The organism is Streptomyces sp. NPDC059398 (genome assembly GCF_042751845.1).
Classification (GTDB): domain Bacteria; phylum Actinomycetota; class Actinomycetes; order Streptomycetales; family Streptomycetaceae; genus Streptomyces.
In genome coordinates this window covers 14,029-30,809 of the sequence record NZ_JBHYWP010000040.1, presented here as the reverse complement: position 1 = coordinate 30,809, position 16,781 = coordinate 14,029, and the positions used below count along the sequence as shown (strand labels likewise).

12 protein-coding genes and 4 tRNA genes are annotated in these 16,781 nt (G+C 70.2%); 9 read left to right on the top strand and 7 right to left on the bottom strand.

Going from position 1 to position 16,781, the window contains the following annotated elements:
• Positions 1-156 precede the first annotated feature (156 nt).
• The 3 genes from ACFXBC_RS16720 to ACFXBC_RS16710 all read right to left on the bottom strand — a co-directional run bounded on the left by ACFXBC_RS16720 (position 157) and on the right by ACFXBC_RS16710 (position 3,688).
• Entirely contained in the window at positions 157-2,430 is a 2,274-nt protein-coding gene (locus ACFXBC_RS16720) for a DEAD/DEAH box helicase (RefSeq protein ID WP_385024181.1), read from the bottom strand.
• A 183-nt stretch (positions 2,431-2,613) separates the two neighbouring features.
• Complete coding sequence (locus ACFXBC_RS16715) at positions 2,614-3,237, bottom strand: hypothetical protein (RefSeq protein WP_385024179.1); 624 nt, start codon at positions 3,235-3,237, stop codon at positions 2,614-2,616.
• A 100-nt stretch (positions 3,238-3,337) separates the two neighbouring features.
• Complete coding sequence (locus tag ACFXBC_RS16710; RefSeq protein ID WP_385024177.1) at positions 3,338-3,688, bottom strand: metallopeptidase family protein; 351 nt, start codon at positions 3,686-3,688, stop codon at positions 3,338-3,340.
• Positions 3,689-3,763: 75 nt separating this feature from the next.
• Here ACFXBC_RS16710 and ACFXBC_RS16705 point away from each other — a divergent pair, with 75 nt between their 5' ends.
• The 4 genes from ACFXBC_RS16705 to ACFXBC_RS16690 all read left to right on the top strand — a co-directional run bounded on the left by ACFXBC_RS16705 (position 3,764) and on the right by ACFXBC_RS16690 (position 5,726).
• Positions 3,764-5,362 carry a metallophosphoesterase gene (locus tag ACFXBC_RS16705; protein WP_385024175.1) on the top strand — a complete coding sequence of 533 codons (1,599 nt, stop codon included), beginning with the start codon at positions 3,764-3,766 and terminating at the stop codon, positions 5,360-5,362.
• 80 nt (positions 5,363-5,442) lie between these two features.
• Positions 5,443-5,515 (top strand) — tRNA-Glu (locus ACFXBC_RS16700).
• Positions 5,516-5,554: 39 nt separating this feature from the next.
• Positions 5,555-5,629, top strand: a tRNA-Asp gene (locus ACFXBC_RS16695).
• Between the two features lie 20 nt (positions 5,630-5,649).
• Positions 5,650-5,726, top strand: a tRNA-Phe gene (locus ACFXBC_RS16690).
• 95 nt (positions 5,727-5,821) lie between these two features.
• On the opposite strand, the gene ACFXBC_RS16685 is transcribed toward ACFXBC_RS16690, so the two are convergent.
• On the bottom strand, positions 5,822-6,961 hold the full coding sequence (locus ACFXBC_RS16685) for an ABC transporter permease (protein WP_385024173.1): 1,140 nt from the start codon (positions 6,959-6,961) through the stop codon (positions 5,822-5,824).
• Positions 6,962-7,061: 100 nt separating this feature from the next.
• Between ACFXBC_RS16685 and hrpA the strand changes: the two genes are divergently transcribed.
• From hrpA to ACFXBC_RS16670, 3 genes are all read left to right on the top strand, one after another.
• Complete coding sequence (gene hrpA, locus ACFXBC_RS16680; RefSeq protein WP_385024172.1) at positions 7,062-10,997, top strand: ATP-dependent RNA helicase HrpA; 3,936 nt, start codon at positions 7,062-7,064, stop codon at positions 10,995-10,997.
• Positions 10,998-11,128: 131 nt separating this feature from the next.
• A tRNA-Asp gene (locus ACFXBC_RS16675) sits at positions 11,129-11,203 on the top strand.
• A 193-nt stretch (positions 11,204-11,396) separates the two neighbouring features.
• Positions 11,397-11,564 carry a DUF6274 family protein gene (locus ACFXBC_RS16670; RefSeq protein ID WP_385024170.1) on the top strand — a complete coding sequence of 56 codons (168 nt, stop codon included), beginning with the start codon at positions 11,397-11,399 and terminating at the stop codon, positions 11,562-11,564.
• 472 nt (positions 11,565-12,036) lie between these two features.
• Here the strand turns inward: ACFXBC_RS16670 and bldC are convergent, their stop codons facing one another.
• Positions 12,037-12,243: a developmental transcriptional regulator BldC gene (gene bldC / locus ACFXBC_RS16665; protein ID WP_003949541.1), complete on the bottom strand. Its 207-nt coding sequence runs from the start codon at positions 12,241-12,243 to the stop codon at positions 12,037-12,039.
• 580 nt (positions 12,244-12,823) lie between these two features.
• Complete coding sequence (locus tag ACFXBC_RS16660) at positions 12,824-13,684, bottom strand: hypothetical protein (protein ID WP_385024168.1); 861 nt, start codon at positions 13,682-13,684, stop codon at positions 12,824-12,826.
• Between the two features lie 155 nt (positions 13,685-13,839).
• On the opposite strand from ACFXBC_RS16660, the gene ACFXBC_RS16655 reads away from it, so the two are divergent.
• Both ACFXBC_RS16655 and ACFXBC_RS16650 read left to right on the top strand, forming a co-directional pair.
• Positions 13,840-14,949: a Leu/Phe/Val dehydrogenase gene (locus tag ACFXBC_RS16655; RefSeq protein WP_385024166.1), complete on the top strand. Its 1,110-nt coding sequence runs from the start codon at positions 13,840-13,842 to the stop codon at positions 14,947-14,949.
• 279 nt (positions 14,950-15,228) lie between these two features.
• Positions 15,229-15,480 carry a DUF3073 domain-containing protein gene (locus ACFXBC_RS16650; RefSeq protein WP_164263978.1) on the top strand — a complete coding sequence of 84 codons (252 nt, stop codon included), beginning with the start codon at positions 15,229-15,231 and terminating at the stop codon, positions 15,478-15,480.
• A gap of 135 nt (positions 15,481-15,615) precedes the next feature.
• Here the strand turns inward: ACFXBC_RS16650 and purM are convergent, their stop codons facing one another.
• Positions 15,616-16,716 carry a phosphoribosylformylglycinamidine cyclo-ligase gene (purM, locus tag ACFXBC_RS16645; RefSeq protein WP_385024163.1) on the bottom strand — a complete coding sequence of 367 codons (1,101 nt, stop codon included), beginning with the start codon at positions 16,714-16,716 and terminating at the stop codon, positions 15,616-15,618.
• Positions 16,717-16,781: the final 65 nt, after the last annotated feature.

Sequence of the window (16,781 nt, the reverse complement as noted above, 5' to 3'; positions counted from 1 at the left end):
CGTGCTTGGGGGGGTTTTTTCTTCGGGGGTATCCACCTTCGCGCCCCTTAGCGCGCGGCCCCCGGCGGTCTTGCCCCCCGCGGGGGGCCCCGCCCCTCGGTCGGACTCAGCCTGCTCCGTCTTCTCAGCCGGACTCAGCCGTCCTCCCACTCAGCCTCAGCCGTTGCGCTTCCAGCGCGGCTTGTCGTCGCGGCGGCCGAACGAACCGGTGCCGGTGCCCGTACCGGTCGTGCGGTGGTCGTCGCGGCGGCCGGTCGGACGGTCGCTGCCGCCGGAGCGGAAACCGCCGGCGGGGCGGTCGTCGCGGCGGTCGCGGTTGAACGGACGGTCGCTGCCGCGGTGGCCGCCGGTGGGGCGGTCCTCACGGCGCTGGAAGCCGCCGTTGCCACGGTCGTCGCGGCGGTCGCCGCCACGGAAGCCACCGGCCGGACGGTCGTTGTCACGGCGCTCGCCGCCACGGAACCCGCCCGACGGACGGTCGTCACGACGGAAGCCACCGTTGCCGCCACGGTCGTCACGGCGCTGGAAACCGCCACGGTCACCACCGCGGTCGTCACGGCGCTCGCCGCCACGGAACCCGCCCGACGGACGGTCGTCACGACGGAAACCACCGTTGCCGCCACGGTCGTCGCGCCGCTGGAAACCGCCACGGTCACCACCGCGGTCGTCACGGCGCTGGAAGCCACCGCGGTCACCACCACGGTCGCCGCCGCGGTATCCACCACGGTCGCCGCCCCGGTCGTCACGGCGTCCGAAGTTGCCACGGTCGTCGCGGCGCTCCTCGCGCTGCTCCGCCCTCGGCTGCTCCGGCACGGCGGCGGCGATCTCGGCCTCGGCGGCCTGGATCACCTCGGCGACGGCGGCCTCGGGGTCGTCACCACGCTCGCGGGCGGCACGCGCCACCAGGCGGTCGGCCTCCTCGCGCAGCTCGGTCGCCCGGCGCTGGACGCGCTCCAGCTCACGGGTGAGGTCCTTGGCCTCGCGCTCCGCCTGCTTGGCGGCGTTGTTCGCGGAGTCGGCCTGGACCTCGGTCAGCGAACGGGCCCCGGTGATCTCGGCGACCTCGGGCTCGAAGGCCCCGGCGCCCTGGACGATGTGGCGCGTGGCGTCGACGCCCGCGTCCTCCATCAGCCGGAAGATCTGACGGCGCTGGTGCGGCAGCGACAGCGAGACGACCGTGCCGGACTTGCCGGCGCGGGCGGTACGGCCCGAGCGGTGCAGGTAGTCCTTGTGGTCCCCGGCCGGGTCCACGTTCAGGACCAGGTCGATGCCGTCGACGTGGATACCGCGGGCGGCGACGTCGGTCGCGACGAGCGCGTTGACGTAACCGTCCTTGAAGTCGGCGAGCACCCGGGTACGGGCGCCCTGGGTCATGCCGCCGTGCAGCGCGTCCGCCTTGACGCCCGACTCGACGAGCTGCTCGGCGATCCGGTCGGCGCCCAGCTGGGTCCGTACGAAGATGATCGTGCGGCCCTTTCGGGCGGCGATGGCGGCCGTGACCGGCGCCTTGTCCTTCGGCTTCACGACGAGGACGTGGTGGGACATGGTCGAGACGTTGCCCTGGGCGCTGTCCACCTCGTGGCTGACCGGGTTGGTCAGGTAGCGCTTGACCAGGGTGCCGATCTCGTTCTCCATGGTGGCGGAGAAGAGCATCCGCTGGCCGCCGCCGGGGATCTGGTCGAGCAGCTCGGTGACCTCGGGCAGGAAGCCCAGGTCGGACATCTGGTCGGCCTCGTCGAGCACGGCGACCTGAACGTTCGACAGCGAGCAGGCGCCGCGGTTGATGATGTCGCGCAGCCGGCCCGGGGTGGCGACGAGGACGTCGACGCCGCGCTCCAGGGCGTAGATCTGGTTGGACATCGACGTACCGCCGCAGACGACCTTCATCTTCAGGCCGAGCACGTCGCCGTACGGCTGGAGAGCGTCCGCGACCTGCATCGCGAGCTCACGAGTCGGGGTGAGGATGATGCCGCGCGGCTTCTTCTTCTCGGTGTACCCGCCGGCGAGCGTCGACAGCAGCGGGAGACCGAAGGAGAGGGTCTTGCCCGAGCCGGTACGGCCACGGCCGAGGATGTCCTTGCCGGACAGCGCGTCCGGGATGGTCGCGGCCTGGATCGGGAACGGCGCGGTGACGCCGTTCTGGCCGAGCTTGCGGACGATGCCCTCGGGCAGACCGAGCGAGGCGAAGGTCACGGACGGCTCGGCGGGCTCTCCACCGGAGACGGACCCGGCGGCCTCGTCGGCAGAGGACTCATCGTCAGCAGGGGACTCATCGCTGACGGGCTCGGCGACAACGGTCTCAGCGGCGGTGTCACCTGCGGCAACGGCCTCGGCGACGGCCTCTTCGACCTCGACCACGACAGCCTCGGCGTCGGCGACGATCTCGTCGTTCTCGGGCATGACGGCGTGGTCAGAACTGAAATTGGACATGCGAAATGCGAAACCTTCCGGAGTCTCGGCACGCGCCCATAACTCCGTGAATCGCTATTTCGACCGCCTCAATGCGGACCAGTCACGGTAAGGGAGAGAACGCGCCTCGGGGCGCTTTCGCCTCTTGCTGATCAAGAGACACAGTGGCGCCGGGCAATGGGATCAAACGATCTACTACCATACTCACCCTTCCCCCTCTCTGGCAAACCCGGCCTGCCGCACCGGCTCGGCCTGCGGCGATGCCAGGGGAATGAGCATCGCCTCGGACCGCCTGGCAGGGCCCAGGGACGGGGCTGTCGTGGCACCGGGCGGCGAGTTCCCGGGGTCGGGCGTCGGGCTCGTACGAGGGGGGTCCGACGGCTGTCCGGGCGGCTCCGGACTGGTGACGGGCGGCACCCCGGGACCGGACGGCCCGCCGCCCGGCGGGCGCCCGTGGCGGGTGTGCCCGGGGCGGGGCGTGTGCCGGGCACCGGACGCCGACGGGTCGGCCGATGACCCTGCGCCGTCGTCGCCGCCCTTCTTGCCGGACCCGTCCTTGCTGTCACCGGCCTTCCGGGCGGACTTCGTGTGAGCCGACGCCCCGTCACCGCCCTTGCCGCTCCCGCCGGCAGCCCCGCCGTGCACCTGGTCGCGGCCCCCGCTGTCAGGGGCGGCGGCGCCGTCCGACCGGGTGTCCGTGTGCCGCGCCCCCTTCGACGCGGACGGCGCGGGGCTGTCGGGGTGGTCACTGACGCTCATACAGCCGGCCGACGCCGCCAGCGTCATCACGGCGGCGATCAACCGGGCGGGGACGGGCAACTGGCGCACGGGGCGCACCTCCGGAGGGAGCGGACTGAGCGGGACCGCCCTGCCCAACTCCCGGGCCCCCGGAAGGGACACGCCCGGCGGACGGCCCGTATCCGCCCCCTCACCCGTACCCGAGCGCGTGCAGCCGCTCGTCGTCGATTCCGAAGTGGTGTGCGACCTCGTGCACCACCGTGATCTCCGTCTCGGCGACCGCCTCGTCGCGCGCGGAGCACATCCGCAGCGTCGGCCCCCGGTAGACGGTGATCCGGTCCGGCAGGACGCCCGCGTACCACTCACCCCGGTCCGTCAGCGGTGTCCCCTCGTAGAGGCCGAGCAGCTCCGGATCGTCGGATGCGGGCTCGTCCTCGACAAACACCGCGACGTTGTCCATCAGCCGGGTCAGCTCCGGCGGGATACGGTCCAGCGCCTCGGCGACCAGTTCCTCGAACTCCTCACGCGTCATCTCCAGCACTCGCCCATTGTCCCGTAGTTCCCCCGTATGCGCCGGGTCCGCATGGGACTTCCGCCCCTTGGGCATACCGCACCAATGGCCGCCGCCGACCGACTACGGCAACTCCGGGCGCTGCGCACCGTCCGGGCACTGAGCGCGCGCCGCCCCCGCGCCCCGGGGCCACGCGCCGGACGGCCGCGTACGGGCACCACCGGGACCGCCCGCACCCGCTCCGCGCCGTACGAGCTCGACCTCGGCACGCCACGCCCCCACCCCTGGCTCCGGGGTCCTGTCATGGTGGCGGTCGTACTGCTCGGCGCCTGGCTGGGGCTGCTGGTCGTGGGGAACGTCCGGTCGCAGGTCGGCCCGGTGGACACCACCATGACGCTGCGGCCCTCACTCTCCGGCGGCACCAGGATCGACGTCTCACCGCTCGGCGCGCTCGCACTCGACTCGCACACCGCCCCCATCCGGCTCGACGTCGACGTGGACCGCCTCGACCCGGTCCGCTCCCAGGCGCTGGTGGAGCACCCCGAACGGATCTCCGGCCTCCAGACCGAGATCGCCCACGATGTCGAACACAGCACCCTCGACCTGGCGGCACGCTCCTGCGCCGCCGTGGTGATCGGCGCCACCGCGCTCGGCCTCGTCGTCTACCGCAGACCGCGCCGCGCCGTGGCGGCCGGCGGCCTCGCCCTCGTCCTGCTCGCGGCATCGGGCGCCACCGCGTACGCGACCTGGAACCCCAAGTCGCTCCTGGAGCCGAAGTTCTCCGGGCTGCTGTCGTCCGCCCCGCAGGTGGTCGGCAACGCGCGCTCGATCGTCACCGACTTCAACGTCTACCAGGCGGAGTTGGCGCGGCTCGTCACCAATGTGACGAAGCTGTACGACGCCACGTCGACCCTCCCCGCCTACCAGCCGGACCCCGGCACGATCCGTGTCCTGCACGTCTCCGACATCCATCTCAACCCGGCCTCGTGGCAGATCATCGGCTCACTCGTGAAGCAGTACAAGATCGACGTGATCGTCGACTCGGGCGACACGATGGACCACGGAAGCGCCGCCGAGAACACCTTTCTCGACCCGGTACGGGATCTCGGGGCGCCGTACGTATGGGTGCGCGGCAACCATGACTCGGCGACGACCCAGACGTATCTGAAGCACCTCAGGAACGTGCGTGTCCTCGACAACGGCAGCGCCGTGACGGTCGGCGGGCTGCGGATCGCGGGGACCGGCGACCCGCAGTTCACCCCGGACCGCTCGGTACGGCCGGGCGGCGACGCGGCGGAGCGGCTGGCCGGGATCCGGCTCGCCTCGGCCATCCAGGACCAGCAGAAGGCCGGCACCCCCGTCGACATCGCGGTCGCGCACGAGCCGCAGGCGGCCCGCGAGACCGACGGCACGGTCCCGCTGGTGCTCGCCGGGCACATCCACCACCGCCAGAACCAGGTGCTCCCCCTCGGCACACGGCTGAAGGTGGAGGGCTCGACGGGCGGCGGCGGGCTGCGCGCCGTCCAGAACAAGCACCCGGAGAAGGTCCTCGCCTCGGTGCTCTACCTGGACCGGCGGACCAGACGTCTGCAGGCCTGGGACGAGATCACGCTGGGCGGCCTCGGCCTGACAACGGCCGAGGTCAGCAGGCACCTCCCGGAGGACAACCAGCCGGGAGCGAAGCCCTCGCCCACTCCCCGCTAAACCGTTTTGGCGAACCGCGCCGCCATCCCATATGCTTCGGACGTCCCCGACGCGCTGCAAAGCGCCCAGGCGGGCCCTTAGCCCTCATCGTCTAGTGGCCCAGGACGCCGCCCTTTCAAGGCGGTAGCACGGGTTCGAATCCCGTTGGGGGCACGCACCACTGTGTGCGAGAATATTTCTCGCACATTGCTTGGTCCTGTGGAGCAGTTTGGAGTGCTCGCCACCCTGTCAAGGTGGAGGCCGCGGGTTCAAATCCCGTCAGGACCGCTGCAGCGTTCGCGCTGTGTGGCTGGGTAGCTCAGTTGGTACGAGCGATCGCCTGAAAAGCGATAGGTCGCCGGTTCGATCCCGGCCCCAGCCACCACTTCGAAAGCCCCGGCCGCGCGTCGGGGCTTTCCGCATGTCAGGGCCTCATGTCAGGGGCCTCGCGTCAGGGGCTTCGCGGAGCGTGGCCCGGAGCTACGCCCGCCGGTCGCCGAGTACCGTACGCCCGCCCGGGTGCCGGTGGCGCCAGATCCAGAAGACCGCGCACGACACCAGCGACCATGCCGTGAGCACCAGGAACGGGAATGCGTGCTGGTAGCCGCGGAAGTACACCGCGGTGTGCTGGGCGTTGACCGAGGCGCCCGGCGGCAGCCACTGGCCGATGTGGCCCAGCGTGGACGGAAGCAGCGGCCAGGACACAGCGCCGCCCGACGAGGGGTTGCCGAGCAGCACCATCAGCCCCCACGTCGGCAGCATCGCCCAGCGGCCGATCAGGGTGTTGAACATCGTGAAGACCATTCCGGACGTGAACATGGTGAAGGCCAGGATCAGCCACGACTCCACGAACGGCAGGGTCAGCGCGCCCAGCCACCAGTCCACGACGGCGGCGATGGCGAACCCGCCGAGCAGGGCGTTGGCCACGATGTACGCGATGCGCTCCGCCGGGTTCAGACCGCGGGCGTGCACCGAGAGCTGGATCGCGCCGACGAAGCCGACGATCACCGCGGCCAGCGAGATGTAGAAGAGCGCGAGCCCCCGTGGATCACCCTTCTGGAGGGGATTCACGTCCTTCACCCGGACCGGGACACCGGTCGCCTTCGCCACCGCGGGCGCCGACTCCACGAGCACCTGCGCGACCGACGCACCGGACGCCCCCGACACGTCGAGCTGCACCGCACTGCTCCGCACATGCACGATCGCGAAGACCTTCTGCTGGTCCACGGCCCGGCGCGCCTGGGCGTCCGTCGCGTACACCTGGAGCTTCAGCGAGGCGTCGAGCGCCTTCTCCATCCCGCCGATGAACCGCTTCCCGGTGGGCGACTGATAGGGGCCGACGACGGCGGTCGGCACCCGGTGCGGGGTCGGGTTGGCCATGAAGTACGTGTACGAACCGGCGAAGAGCCCGGCGGCGGCCGCCAGGATGAAGAGCAGCACGGTCGCCGGCACGAACGGCGAGTTCCGGAACGCGTCCCAGCGCTCGGCCCCGGTCGGACGCCTCCCGTGCGCGCTGTGCGCACCGGAACCGCTGTGCGCACCGGAACCGCCGTGCGCATCGGATTCGCTGTGCGCACCGTGGTCGCCGTGCGCACCGTGGTGTTCCGTCTCGTCGGGCATGAAACCAAGCTAAACCACACATCACGGACATACGCATCCATACCTGGGCAGTCAAATCCGTTCGCCAGCGGGTTGCGCAGGGTGAGATCCTGGATCAGGTATGTCTACTTCCTTCGCTGATATCCAGGCCACGCTCAACGAGCTGTCGCTGCGCGACGCGCACCGGCTCGGCCGACGCCTGGAGGGCGCCCGCCGTATCCGTAAGCCAGAGGCCCGGCAGGCCGCGCTGGACCAGATCGCCGGCGCCGCGGAGAAGTCCGCCGCCCGCATGGCGGGCAGGGCCGCCCGGGTGCCCGCCGTCAGCTACCCCGAGCAGCTTCCGGTCAGCCGGAAGAAGGACGAGATCGCCGAGGCGATACGGGATCACCAGGTGGTGATCGTCGCCGGTGAGACCGGGTCGGGCAAGACCACCCAGATCCCGAAGATCTGTCTGGAGCTGGGGCGCGGCGTCCGGGGCATGATCGGCCACACCCAGCCCCGCCGGATCGCCGCGCGCACGGTCGCCGAGCGCATCGCGGACGAGATGAACACCCCGCTGGGCGAGGCGGTCGGCTGGAAGGTCCGCTTCACCGACCAGGTCGACCAGGACGCCACCTTCATCAAGCTGATGACGGACGGCATCCTCCTCGCCGAGATCCAGACGGACCGCGAACTGCGCGCGTACGACACGATCATCATCGACGAGGCCCACGAGCGGTCACTGAACATCGACTTCCTGCTGGGATACCTGGCCCAGCTGCTGCCGAAGCGCCCGGATCTGAAGGTCGTCATCACCTCGGCCACCATCGACCCGCAGCGCTTCGCCCGGCACTTCGGCGACGCCCCGGTGGTCGAGGTCAGCGGCCGTACGTACCCGGTCGAGGTGCGCTACCGCCCGCTCCTGGAGGAGGAGGGCGACGAGGGCGACCGGGACCAGATCACCGCGGTCTGCGAGGCGGTCGACGAACTCCAGGGCGAGGGATCGGGCGATGTGCTGGTCTTCCTCTCCGGCGAGCGCGAGATCCGGGACACCGCCGACGCCCTGAACAAACGGAACCTGCGCCGCACCGAGGTGCTCCCGCTGTATGCGCGGCTCTCCCACGCCGAGCAGCACCGGGTCTTCCAGCGCCCGCAGGGCGGCGGCAGACGGGTGGTGCTCGCCACCAACGTCGCCGAGACCTCGCTGACCGTCCCCGGCATCAAGTACGTGATCGACCCGGGCACCGCCCGTATCTCCCGCTACAGCCACCGCACCAAGGTCCAGCGGCTGCCCATCGAGCGGATCTCGCAGGCCAGTGCCAATCAGCGCAAGGGCCGCTGCGGCCGTACGTCGGACGGCATCTGCATCCGGCTGTACGCGGAGGACGACTTCCTCACCCGCCCGGAGTTCACCGACCCGGAGATCCTCCGTACCAACCTGGCGTCCGTCATCCTCCAGATGACCGCGGCCGGTCTCGGCGACATCGAGAAGTTCCCCTTCATCGACCCGCCCGACCACCGCAACATCCGCGACGGCGTCCAGCTGCTCCAGGAACTCGGCGCGCTGGACCCCAAGGAGAAGGACCCCAAGCGGCGGCTCACCCAGGAGGGGCGCAAGCTCAGCCAGCTGCCCGTGGACCCGCGGCTGGCCCGGATGGTCCTGGAGGCCGACCGGAACGGCTGTGTGAGCGAGGTGATGGTCATCGCCGCCGCGCTCTCCATCCAGGACCCGCGCGAGCGCCCGGCCGAGAAGCAGACCCAGGCCGACCAGCAGCACGCCCGCTTCAAGGACGAGACCTCCGACTTCCTGGCCTTCCTCAACCTCTGGCGCTACCTCCGCGACCAGCAGAAGGAGCGCGGCTCCTCCAGCTTCCGCCGGATGTGCAAGCAGGAGTATCTGAACTTCCTGCGGATCCGCGAGTGGCAGGACATCTACGCGCAGCTGCGCTCGGTCGCCAGGACCATGGGCATCCGGCTGAACGAGGAGGACGCACCCGAACAGGCGGTGCACACCTCGCTGCTGGCCGGGCTGCTCTCGCACATCGGGCTCAAGGACACCGAGAAGAACGAGTATCTGGGCGCCCGCAACGCCAAGTTCGCGATCTTCCCCGGCTCGGCGCTCTTCAAGAAGCAGCCGCGTTTCATCATGTCCGCCGAGCTGGTGGAGACCTCACGGCTGTGGGCCAGGGTCAATGCCAAGGTCGAGCCGGAGTGGATCGAACCGCTCGCCCAGCACCTGGTGAAGCGCACCTACAGCGAGCCGCACTGGGAGAAGGACCAGGCGGCGGTGATGGCGTACGAGCGGGTCACGCTGTACGGCGTCCCGATCGTCGCCCAGCGCAAGATCAACTACGGCCGGATCGACCCAGAGATCAGCCGGGAACTTTTCATTCGCAACGCACTGGTCGAGGGTGACTGGCGTACCCACCACAAGTTCTTCGCGGCCAACCGCAAGCTCCTCGCCGAGGTGGAGGAGCTGGAACACCGCGCGCGCCGCCGCGACATCCTGGTGGACGACGAGACGCTCTTCGACTTCTACGACGGCCGGATCCCCGAACACGTCGTGTCCGGCGCCCACTTCGACTCCTGGTGGAAGAAGAAGAAGCGGGACGAGCCGGAGGCACTCGACTTCGAGCGCTCGATGCTGGTCACCGAGAAGGCCGGAGCCGTCACCAAGGACGACTACCCGGACTCCTGGCGGCAGGGAAAGCTCAAGTTCCGGGTGACGTACCAGTTCGAGCCGGGCGCCGACGCGGACGGCGTCACGGTCCACATCCCGCTCCAGGTGCTCAACCAGGTCACGCCAGACGGCTTCGACTGGCAGATCCCGGGGCTGCGCGAGGAAGTGGTCACCGAGCTGATCCGGTCCCTGCCCAAGCCGGTCCGCCGCCACTACGTCCCGGCGCCGAACTACGCGGGCGCGTTCCTGGACCGCGCGGTGCCCCTCCAGGAGCCGCTGGAGCTGACGCTCGCCCGCGAGCTCCAGCGCATGGTCGGCGTCCCGGTCGCGGCGGAGGACTTCGACCTCTCCCGGGTACCCGACCACCTCAAGATCACCTTCCGGATCGTGGACGAGCGGCGCCGCAAGGTGGCCGAGGACAAGGACCTGGAAGCGCTGAAGCTCCGGCTGCGCCCCAAGGCCCGCCAGGCGATCTCCAAGGCGGCAGCGGCGACGGCGGGCCCGGCCGGCGAGTCGGTCGAGCGCACGGGCCTCACCGACTGGACGGTCGGCACGCTCTCCCGCGTCTTCGAGACCAGGAGGGCCGGCCAGCCGGTCCGCGCCTTCCCCGCCCTGGTCGACGCGGGCGACAGCGTCTCCGTACGGCTCTTCGACACCCAGGCCGAGCAGCAGCAGTCGATGTGGCGGGGCACCCGCAGGCTCATCCTGCTCAACATCCCGGTGAACCCCGCCAAGTTCGCGTCCGACCGGCTCAGCAACCAGGCGAAGCTCGCCCTGTCCCGCAACCCGCACGGCTCGGTCCAGGCGCTCTTCGAGGACTGCGCCATGGCCGCTGCTGACCAGCTGATCGCCGACCACGGCGGGCCCGCCTGGGACGAGGCGTCGTACCGCACGCTGTACGAGAAGGTGCGCGCCGACCTGGTCGAGACGACCATCAGGACGGTCGACCAGGTGCAGCAGATCCTGGCGGCCTGGCAGGCGGCGGAGCGCCGGCTGAAGTCGACCAGCAGCCTGGTGCTGGTCGCCAACCTGGCGGATGTACGCACCCAGTTGGCGACGCTCGTGAAGCCGGGCTTCGTCACCGCCACCGGGCTGCGCAGGCTGCCGGACCTGATGCGCTATCTGGTCGCGGCCGACCGCCGTCTCCAGCAGATGCCGACCGCCGTCCAGCGCGACACCACGCGGATGGAGAAGGTCCACGAGATGCAGGACGAGTACGCCTGGCTCCTGGAGCAGCTGCCGCAGGGGCGGCCGGTGCCCAAGGAGGCGCTGGACATCCGCTGGATGATCGAGGAGCTGCGGGTGAGCTACTTCGCGCACGCCCTCGGTACGGCGCAGACGGTCTCGGACAAGCGCATCGTGAAGGCGATCGACGCGGTGGTCGCCGGGGTCCGCTGAGCGGTCCGCAGCCCGGTCCCTGGCCGCTCCACAGCCAGTTCGACCGGGGGGCCTGACCTCCTGTACAGTCTGTCTCGCAGCCAAGCGAGAACAACCGCGCGAGTCTCTCGTACGGCATGGCTGCGAAACCTGGTCCTGTGGAGCAGTTTGGAGTGCTCGCCACCCTGTCAAGGTGGAGGCCGCGGGTTCAAATCCCGTCAGGACCGCAGTAAGCAGTGAGCAGAAGGGCCCGCATCCTCGCCGGATGCGGGCCCTTCTGCTGCGCCGTGCCGGACGGGCTCCCCGGAGCGGCCCCACGGCCCGGCCCCGCACGCGTCTTGACGGCGCGTCCCGCCCACGGGTACCCAGACAGCAGGGCCCGGAGAGCGTCAGGGCCCCAGGGCGGCAGGAGGTCGGCGTATGGCGGCTGCGGCGCGACACGAGACCCGGGCGCTGCTGCGCGCCCATCTGGCGGCCGCTGTGAGCCACCGCCACCTCACCCGGCACTGCGCGGTCTGCCACCGGCTGCTGCGGCTCGCCATGGAGCCGCCCGATCCCGGGGAAGACACCCCACCGGCGCGCCGCTGAACCATGCGGCTCGCAGGGTCTTTCCGTGACAGGCTCGGGTTTGGCAAGTGCTCCGCTATGTGACGGGTGTCACTGAAATATTTTTGAAAAGGAGTGAACTTAACCCCTCCCTACAACTGCCCCATTTAATATGTGCAATTGCACTGCTGTGCGAGACGTAACCGGTGGCACACGCTGAGCCTCCACCGACGCACCGACAACGGGACGACAGGGCGGAATCGGACGCCCCTCAACAGGCCCTGGGAGCCCGGCAGACGGCCCCGTGCGAGCCCCCGGCAACCGGCCGGCGGCCTGGGCGCGACAGCCTCGCGCCGCCCCGCGCGGCCCGGCACACAAAAAAGATCGCGCTGGACCCGGCGGAGTCCAGCGCGATCAAAAACGGTAGTCCGTTGGGGCGGACTGCCGTCAAGTGGAGCTGTAACGGGCCGAATCGGGTTGGGGGACCCGAAAACGCCCCGGTTTATTAGGTTGTTCAGGCCTCGCTGCGCTGCTGCGGAATACCCGCGAGCAGAGCACGGACCTCTGCCTCGCGGTACCGGCGATGCCCACCCAGCGTTCGGATGGACGTGAGCTTGCCCGCCTTCGCCCAGCGGGTGACCGTCTTCGGGTCCACGCGGAACATCGTGGCAACCTCAGCCGGGGTCAGCAGCGGCTCGGCATCAGGGGTGCGAGCGGTCATGAGCGGCCTCCTCGGGAGAACCGAACCATCTCGGTTCTTTCCTCTAAATTCTGCACCTTGACCCGCGTTGCCCGAAATGGCGGACACGGGCCGAGTCGGTTATAGGACGAACGGCTTGTCTTCGGCACTACAACTACACCATCCGTCCAGCCACGTCGGCCAAACCGATGGAATTGCCCTCTCAGGCGCTCATCAACGGCCGAAGCCCGATGGACCATGCCATAGCGGACAGTCACGCCCCAGTGACGATCAGTCACATGGTCATCAGGAGTCATCAGACCCCCCATAGAGTGCAATGCCGAGGAATCCGCCCTTACTTGGACGGACGGAGCCCTCCCCGGACTCCTTGTCCTATTTTGACACGACAGTGGGGGATGGGCGCAAGGCCCCGGTTAGTGCGGTCCGTCACGCTTGACTTAAAGGCCCGGATCAGGACCAAGGACCCTTCGTACGATCATGCCCTGCCCGCGGGACACGGAAGCCCCGCCCACGCCCCGGCCGCACCGCCGCGCCCCGGCCCCACGGCCGCCCCGGCCCGGTCCCGCCCCGTCCCGCGCCCGGCGCCCGGCACCCGGCTCCGTCAGTTCGCGGTCTGCCGGGCCCGGACGGCACGCCAGCGGTCCGCGAGGCGCTCGTACGCGGCGTCCGCGGTCTCCTCGTCGCCCGCGCGCAGCGCGGCCACCGCGGCCGCCACATCGGCGGCCGACCGGTCCTGCGCCAGCTGTTCGTCGGAGAGCGCGTGCACCAGACCGCCGTAGTCGAGCTCGACCAGCGACCTCGGGTGGAACTCCTCCAGCCACTTCCCGACGTCGACAAGCCCCTCGGTCAGCGGCCCCTCCTCGAAGTGCTCCCTGAGCGTCTTCAGCGAGCGCGCCAGCCGCCGCCTGGCCTGCACCATCGGCGTCCGGTACCGCAGGACCGGCGGCGCCCCCGAGGCATCCCCCTCGCCGGGGCCGGCCTTCTCGTACTCCCGCTCCTCGTCGTCGAAGAGCGTGAACCAGCGCACCGGCACATGCCAGACCGTCGTCCGGATCCATGGCCGCGCGTCCGGGTTCCGCTCCTGCCAGCGCTCGTAGTCCGCGGCTGCCTGCAACCGCACCACCGGCGGGAGCACCACATCGAGCACCGGCTGCGGATACTGCGCCGCCATCGCCTCCAGCGCCTGCCAGCCGCGCAGCCTGGTCCGCCAGGGACAGACACAGACCACACCGTCCAGCAGGGCCACGAACGCGTCGGCGCTCTCGTGCACCGGGACGGCCACCGGGGGCGTCGGCAGCAGATCCGCCAGCGAACGCCGGAGTTCGTCCTGCGCCGTGGGCAGCTCGCTGCGCCGCGCGTAGCGGGCCCAGTGGTCGCGCTCGGCCTCCGGAAAGGCCGCCAAGGGCTCGTACACGCGCAGGTAGGACGTATAGGGGACGATCACTGAGGACACCACCGCCATAAGGTGAATCGTCCCATGTCGCTGCTCCGCGAGGGGGTGATCCTCGGCACTGCGCCTGATCCTCGGACGCGCAGGCCCTAATCTGCTGCCATTCGGCCCTCTCCACCCGTAAGAGGGCCGCCGCCTCGTACTTGGGAGTCACCACCGTGACCGATATGACCGGCGTTCCTGTCCCCGACGTTCCCGCTGATGTGCTGCACACCCTCTTCCACTCGGAACAGGGCGGACACGAGCAGGTCGTCCTCTGCCAGGACCGTGCCTCCGGCCTCAAGGCCGTGATCGCCCTCCACTCCACCGCCCTGGGCCCGGCCCTCGGCGGCACGCGCTTCTACCCGTACGCGAACGAGGCGGCGGCCGTCGCCGACGCGCTGAACCTCGCCCGCGGGATGTCGTACAAGAACGCCATGGCCGGTCTGGACCACGGGGGCGGCAAGGCCGTGATCATCGGTGACCCCGAGCTGATCAAGACGGACGAACTCCTCCTGGCCTACGGCCGGTTCGTCTCCTCGCTCGGCGGGCGTTACGTGACGGCCTGCGATGTCGGCACCTATGTCGCGGACATGGACGTGGTCGCGCGCGAGTGCGCCTGGACCACCGGCCGCTCCCCCGAGAACGGCGGCGCGGGCGACTCGTCGGTGCTGACCGCCTTCGGCGTCTACCAGGGCATGCGGGCCAGCGCCCAGCAGCTGTGGGGCGACCCCTCGCTCCGCGGCCGCCGGGTCGGAGTCGCGGGCGTCGGCAAGGTCGGCCACCATCTGGTCGGCCATCTGCTGGCCGAGGGCGCGGAGGTCGTGGTCACGGACGTACGGGAGGACTCCGTACGCCGCGTCACGGGCAGCCACCCGGGCCTGGTCACCGCGGTCGCCGACACCGAGGCGCTGATCCGCACCGAGGGGCTCGACATCTACGCTCCGTGCGCCCTGGGCGGCGCGCTCAACGACGCCTCGGTGCCCGTGCTCACCGCGAAGGTGGTGTGCGGCGCGGCCAACAACCAGCTCGCCCACCCCGGTGTCGAGAAGGACCTCGCGGACCGGGGCATCCTCTACGCCCCGGACTACGTGGTGAACGCCGGCGGGGTCATCCAGGTCGCCGACGAGCTGCACGGCTTCGACTTCGACCGCTGCAAGACGAAGGCGGCGAAGATCTTCGACACCACGCTAGCAATCTTCGCACGTGCAAATGACGATGGCATTCCGCCGGCCGCGGCGGCCGACCGGATCGCCGAGCAGCGCATGGCGGCGGCCCGCACGACCCCCGGTCACTGACCGCACACACCCGCTGACCCGCTGTCGGGGAGACGTGACTCACCCCCGTCGGCGGGTCGGCGGCCCAGAAGAGGTTAAAATCGCAGTTGACCAGCGAGGACGGGGCTCCTCGCCGGTTCTGTGAAGCGGCGCTTCCCGCGGGCGGCGTACCGTATGGCCGCGGAAGCAGGTACCGTTGAAGCCCTACGGACCGGACTCTTTACGGAGAGTCCGTTCCGAATCATGAACGGGTGTCAAGACTCTGGGGCCGTCGAGCCCCGTCACCGAGGGGGTCGAGCCATGGGGCGCGGCCGGGCAAAGGCCAAGCAGACGAAGGTCGCCCGCCAGCTGAAGTACAGCAGCGGCGGAACCGACCTGTCACGTCTGGCCAATGAGCTGGGCGCATCTCCTACGAGTCAGCCACCGAACGCGGAGCCGTTCGAGGACGACGAAGAGGAAGATGACCCGTACGCACAGTACGCGGATCGTTATAACGAGGATCAGGACGAGGACGACGAGTCCGGTCCTTCGTCTCAGCGCCGCGGCGCTTGACGTACAACACCTCATCGCAGTCACCGGCGCCGCCTCCGGCAGCGCTGTCACTCTGACCCGGTCCAGGGCGCACGCCTCGGACCGGGTTCAGTGCTGTCCACCCGGCCCGTCGCACCCTGGACCGTGCCCGGCCGCCTACTTGGCGTAGTCCCCGGTCAGCCCGGCGCCTGTGGTGTGCTCGCCGCGTCCGGTGATCTCTCCCGCGACCCAGGCGTCGAGGCCGCGGTCCTCGAAGGTCGCCAGCGCCGCGTCCACCGAATCGGCGGGCACGACGGCCATCATGCCGACCCCCATGTTCAGAGTCTTCTCCAGCTCCAGGCGCTCGACCTGTCCGGCCCCGCCGACGACGTCGAAGACCGCGCCGGGCGTCCAGGTCGAACGGTCGACCATGGCGTACAGATGGTCCGGGATCACCCGGGCCAGGTTGTTGGCGAGGCCGCCGCCTGTGATGTGGCTGAAGCCGTGCACCTCGGTCGTACGGGTCAGCGCCAGACAGTCCAGCGAGTAGATCCTGGTCGGCTCAAGCAGCTCCTCGCCGAGCGTCCTGCCGAACTCCGCGATCTCCCGGTCCAGCGCCCAGCCGGCCCGGTCGAAGACGACATGGCGCACCAGCGAGTACCCGTTCGAGTGAAGTCCGGAAGACGCCATCGCGATCACGGCGTCGCCCTCGCGGACCCGGTCGGGGCCGAGCAGCCGGTCCGCCTCGACCACGCCCGTACCGGCGCCCGCGACATCGAAGTCGTCCTCGCCCAGCAGGCCGGGGTGTTCGGCGGTCTCGCCGCCGACCAATGAGCAGCCGGCCAGCACACAGCCCTCGGCGATGCCCTTCACGATCGCGGCGACACGCTCGGGGAACACCTTGCCGACGCAGATGTAGTCGGTCATGAAGAGCGGTTCGGCGCCGCAGACGACCAGGTCGTCCACGACCATGCCGACGAGGTCGTGGCCGATCGTGTCGTACACGCCCATCTTGCGGGCGAGGTCGACCTTCGTGCCCACGCCGTCGGTCGCGGAGGCGAGCAGCGGCCGCTCGTACCGCTTCAGGGCGGAGGCGTCGAAGAGACCGGCGAAGCCGCCGAGGCCGCCGAGGCCCGCGACCTCGGGGCGCTGCGTCTTCCGCACCCACTCCTTCATCAGCTCGACGGCACGGTCACCGGCTTCGATGTCGACGCCGGCAGCCGCGTAGCTGGCACCGGCGGCCTGGTGCGGAGCGCGCTCGGAAGATTCAGCAGACATGGTTCTGGGACTTTCGTGTCGTACTGCGGGCGTGACGTACTGCGGGCGGGTCGGGCAGCGGGCGG